This is a genomic window from Pseudomonas sp. AGC41, assembly GCF_057334555.1.
Genome location: NZ_JBHFJB010000105.1, coordinates 20,587 through 25,285 on the forward strand (window position 1 = coordinate 20,587; position 4,699 = coordinate 25,285).

Here is a 4,699-nt window from a genome sequence, read left to right on the forward strand (position 1 = left end):
GCGAAAGCGCAGTATCAATCGCCGAAGATTCCGGAAGCGAATAAACAAACCCGCATCAAATGTTTTTGGAACTCTGCGCACGGCGCAACCTCCGCTATCCTGATGCCCTTGTTGATCAGCCGAGTTGCCCATGCTTGAGGTCCGAAACGTCTTCAAAAGCTACACCACGCCCCAAGGTCCCCTGGCGGTGCTGCAAGGTATCGACTTGGCGCTGCCGCCCGGCAGCAGCCTCGCGCTGATGGGGGAATCCGGCAGCGGCAAGAGTACCTTGCTGCATCTGGTCGCTGGTCTCGACAAGGTCGATCGCGGCAGTATCCACAGCGCTGGGCACCGGCTCGAGGACATGAGCGAAAGCCAGTTGGCGAACTGGCGGCGCACCGAAATCGGCCTGGTGTTCCAGCAGTTCAACCTCATCAGCAGCCTTGCGGTGGAAGACAATCTCGCGTTCCAGGCGCGCCTTTGCGGTCGTTTCGACGCTACGTGGCAAGCGCATCTGGTGCAGCGGCTCGGGTTGTCGGAGCTGTTGCGGCGTTATCCCGAGCAGCTTTCCGGTGGTCAGCAGCAACGCGTGGCCCTGGGCAGGGCGCTGGCTTCACGGCCGCCGTTGTTGCTGGCCGATGAACCTACCGGCAGCCTTGACGAAGCCACCAGCGACGAGGTGCTGCAACTGCTCCTGGAATTGCTCGATGGCAGCCCGACCAGCCTGTTGATGGTGACCCACAGCCAGCGGGTGGCGGCGCGCCTGGCACGCCGCGTGGTATTGCAAGGCGGGCGCCTGGCGCAGGTGGCCCCCGCGTGATGATCTTTCGCCAGACCCTCAAGGTCCTGCTCAGTCATTGGCGCCGGCACCCGGTGCAATTTTTCAGTGTGTTGACCGGGCTTTGGCTGGCCACCAGCCTGCTCACCGGCGTCCAGGCCTTGAACAGTCAGGCTCGGGACAGCTACGCCCGGGCCAGCCAGCTGATCGGCGGCGAACCCCAGGCCAGCCTCAGTGCTCCCGGCGGCGGCACCTTCGCTCAGCAATGGTTTGTCGACCTACGGCGCCAGGGCTGGCCCGTATCGCCCGTGTTGCAGGGTCGGCTGACGCTTCAGGGCCACGAAAACCAGCGCCTGCAATTGATGGGCATCGACCCGGTGTCGCTGCCGCCGGGTTCGGCCGTGGCGGGGCAAGCGCGGGAGATTGCCGAGGTGGTGGATTTCTTCACCGGGCCCGGTCGTACCTGGATCGCCCCGCAGACGTTGCAGGCCCTCGGGCTGAAGGAGGGCGACCGGCCCCGCAGCGCCAACGGCCAGGCCTTGCCACCGCTGTACGTGCAACCGGACATGGCGCCGGGCATGCTGCTGATGGACATCGGCTTCGCCCAGCAGCTCCTGGGGTTGCCGGAGCAGGTTTCGCGAATGTTGTTGCCGGCCACGTTCACCGCAGCCTTGCCCGAGGCGTTCAACGGCCTGCTGCAATACAAGCGCGCGGACGAAGAGAACAACTTGACGCGCCTGACCGAAAGCTTTCATTTGAACCTCGATGCGCTCGGGTTCCTGTCATTCGTGGTGGGACTGTTCATTGTCCACGCCGCCATCGGCCTGGCCCTGGAGCAGCGGCGCAGCCTGCTGCGCACCTTGCGTGCCTGTGGCGTCAGCGCGCGGGTACTGGTCGCCAGCCTGGCGCTGGAGTTGGGCGCGCTGGCCTTGCTCGGCGGGATTGCCGGGGTGCTCAGCGGTTACTGGCTGGCGAGCCTGCTATTGCCTGATGTCGCGGCGAGCCTGCGCGGTCTGTACGGCGCCGAAGTGCCTGGGCAATTGCACCTCAGCCTTTGGTGGTGGCTCGGCGGCGTCGGCCTGGGCCTGCTCGGGGCGTTGCTGGCCGGGGGCCAAAGCCTGTTGCGTGCGGCGCACCTGCCCTTGCTGGCGCTGGCCAATCCCCAGGCCTGGCACCAGGCCCACGCGCGGTGGTTGCGGCGCCAGGGCGGGGTGGCGCTGTTGGCCGCGCTGATCGCCGTGGCGGCGCTGGTCTGGGGTGACAGCCTGGCGAGCGGTTTTGTCCTGATGACCGCGTTGTTGCTGGGCGTGGCGCTGGCGCTGCCGGTGCTGCTCAACGCTGTGTTGAACCGGTTGCTGCGCGGCAACCGTTCGGTGCTCGGCCAATGGTTCCTCGCCGATTGTCGCCAGCAATTGCCGACGTTGAGCCTGGCGCTGATGGCGTTGTTGCTGGCGCTGGCGGCCAATATCGGCGCCGGCAGCATGACCGCCGGTTTCCGCCAGACCTTCGGCGACTGGCTCGAACAGCGACTCACCGCTGAGCTGTACATCAATCCACAAACCCCGGCCCAGGCCGGCGCATTGCACGAATGGCTCAAGCAACAACCGAGTGTAAGCGCCGTGCTGCCGAACTGGCAGGTGTCGGTTCCTCTGCAAGGCTGGCCGACAGATATCTACGGGATCATCGATCATCCGTCCTATCGCCTGCACTGGCCCTTGTTGGAGTCAGCCGGTGAGCAGGCCTGGGACCAACTGGCCGGCGCCGATACGCTGATGCTCAGCGAACAACTGGCCCGGCGCCTGAAAGTGGATGTTGGCGACCGGTTGACCCTGCCGACTCCACAAGGGCCATGGACGCCGCGGGTTGTCGGAATTTATGCCGACTACGGCAATCCCAAGGGGCATGTGCTGATCAACGCCGATCACCTGCTGGCGCACTGGCCGCAATTGACGCCGAATCGCTTCAACCTGCGCATCGAGCCGTCCGCCATCGGGCCATTGCTGGCGGCGTTGCAAAGCCGATTCAGCCTGGATGACAGTCACATCGTCGACCAGGCTCGCCTCAAGGGCTGGTCGACCCAGGTATTCGAGCGCACCTTTGCCGCCACCGCGGCGTTGAACAGCCTGACCCTGGCGGTCGCCGGGGTGGCGTTGTTCATCAGCCTGCTGACCCAGAGCCAGAGCCGTCTCGGTCAGTTGGCGCCGTTGTGGGCAGTGGGGGTAACGCGTCGGCAACTGATGCTGCTCAACCTCGGCCAGACCTGGTTGCTGGCGCTGCTGACCTTACTGCTGGCCGTGCCGCTGGGCATCGCCCTGGCCTGGTGCCTGGACGCCGTGATCAACGTGCAGGCCTTTGGCTGGCGCCTGCCGTTGCGGGTATTCCCGCTGCAATTGGCGCAGCTGCTGGGCTTGGCGATGTTCGCCACGCTGCTGGCGTCGGCGTGGCCGCTGTACGCGCTGTACCGCACGCAACCGGCGGATCTGCTCAGGACCTTCGCCCATGAAAATTAGAATCGGCCTGATGCTGCTGGCCTTGCTCGGCGGCTGCGACGACTCGTCGGCACCGGAAAAAGGTTTTGCCGGCCTCGGCAACCAGGCCGTTGCATTTACGCCTGTGGTGCCCGGGCGCGTGTTCAGTTTTCCGGCCGATCATGGCGCCCATGATGGGTTTCGTATCGAGTGGTGGTACGTCACCGCCAATCTCAAGGATACCGAGGGGCGGGATTTCGGCGTGCAATGGACGTTGTTCCGCAGCAGCCAGGATGCCGCTCCCCAGGCCAGCGGCTGGCGTAACCAGACCATCTGGCTCGGTCATGCCGCGGTCACTTCCGCGACCGTCCATCATGCCGCCGAACGTTATGCCCGGGGCGGAGTGGGGCAGGCCGGAGTGCGCACGACCCCGTTCGATGCCTGGATCGACGATTGGCAATTGACCACCCGCAGCGCGGGCACCGATCCCTTGGCGGCGATGCAGCTCAAGGCGCGGGATGCACGTTTCAGCTATGAGCTGCAGCTCACGTCGACACGCCCCTTGGTGCTGCAAGGCGACCAGGGTTTCAGCCAGAAATCCGCGCAGGGCCAGGCGTCGTATTACTACAGCCAACCTTTCTTCCAGGCTAACGGTCATCTGGAAATCGACGGCCAGCGCTACCAGGTCAGCGGTCCGGCCTGGCTCGACCGTGAATGGAGCAGCCAGCCGCTGACCGAAAACCAGACCGGTTGGGACTGGTTTTCCCTGCATCTGGATAATGGCGAACACGTCATGCTCTACCGCATGCGGCACAAGAAAGGCGCGCCGTACCTCACCGGCACCTGGATCGACGCCCAGGGCCAGGCGACGACCCTGGGCGCCAGCGAAATCAGCCTCGAGCCACTGGACACCGCCGAGGTTGCCGGACGCTCGATGCCGGTGCGCTGGTCGATCAGGATTCCCGCCCGACAGTTCGATATCACCACTCAGGCGCTGAACCCCGACGCCTGGATGAGCCTGCGTATTCCCTATTGGGAAGGACCGGTGCAACTGAGCGGCAATCGTAGCGGCATCGGCTACCTGGAAATGACCGGTTACTGACAATCACCGGAACTCCCGACATTCGTCGCCTCTCATACCTTATGAATGCTTCGCGGGAGCCCCTCATGAGCGATGACCTCAAACCTCCGTCGCTGGCCGACTGGCAGCGGCTGTTCGATGACAAGGCCTACTTCCAGCAATCGCCCGACGCACATTTCACCGAGCTGACGCGGCTCGCCGACGACCTGTTCGGCCTGGGGACCATTGACCTGGAGCGCTGGCAGGAATTGAAGACCAAGGCCGAAGAACTGCACCAGCGCTCGCCCGATGCCAATGTGGCGGAGGAAGTGGCCGATCCTGATGCCTGATTTTTCGTGGGCTGCCTCCGCGAGCAGGCTCGCTCCCACAGGAGAACGCATTTCAGTGTAGGAG

4 protein-coding genes are annotated in these 4,699 nt (G+C 64.6%); all 4 read left to right on the forward strand.

Going from position 1 to position 4,699, the window contains the following annotated elements; genetic code table 11:
• Nucleotides 1-130: 130 nt before the first annotated feature.
• Nucleotides 131-799: an ABC transporter ATP-binding protein gene (locus ACE04F_RS18385; protein ID WP_486108900.1), complete on the forward strand. Its 669-nt coding sequence runs from the start codon at nucleotides 131-133 to the stop codon at nucleotides 797-799.
• Nucleotides 796-3,267: an ABC transporter permease gene (locus ACE04F_RS18390; protein ID WP_486108902.1), complete on the forward strand. Its 2,472-nt coding sequence runs from the start codon at nucleotides 796-798 to the stop codon at nucleotides 3,265-3,267. The genes ACE04F_RS18385 and ACE04F_RS18390 overlap by 4 nt, the downstream gene beginning before the upstream one ends.
• Nucleotides 3,257-4,327, forward strand: a complete 1,071-nt coding sequence (locus tag ACE04F_RS18395; RefSeq protein ID WP_486108904.1) for a lipocalin-like domain-containing protein — start codon at nucleotides 3,257-3,259, stop codon at nucleotides 4,325-4,327. The genes ACE04F_RS18390 and ACE04F_RS18395 overlap by 11 nt, the downstream gene beginning before the upstream one ends.
• A 65-nt stretch (nucleotides 4,328-4,392) precedes the next feature.
• Nucleotides 4,393-4,635: a hypothetical protein gene (locus ACE04F_RS18400; protein ID WP_486108906.1), complete on the forward strand. Its 243-nt coding sequence runs from the start codon at nucleotides 4,393-4,395 to the stop codon at nucleotides 4,633-4,635.
• Nucleotides 4,636-4,699: the final 64 nt, after the last annotated feature.

Coding starts and splice junctions, on each gene's coding strand:
- ACE04F_RS18385 (WP_486108900.1), top strand. CDS start 131: ATGCTTGAGGTCCGAAACGTCTTCAAAAGCTACACCACGCCCCAAGGT.
- ACE04F_RS18395 (WP_486108904.1), top strand. CDS start 3,257: ATGAAAATTAGAATCGGCCTGATGCTGCTGGCCTTGCTCGGCGGCTGC.
- ACE04F_RS18400 (WP_486108906.1), top strand. CDS start 4,393: ATGAGCGATGACCTCAAACCTCCGTCGCTGGCCGACTGGCAGCGGCTG.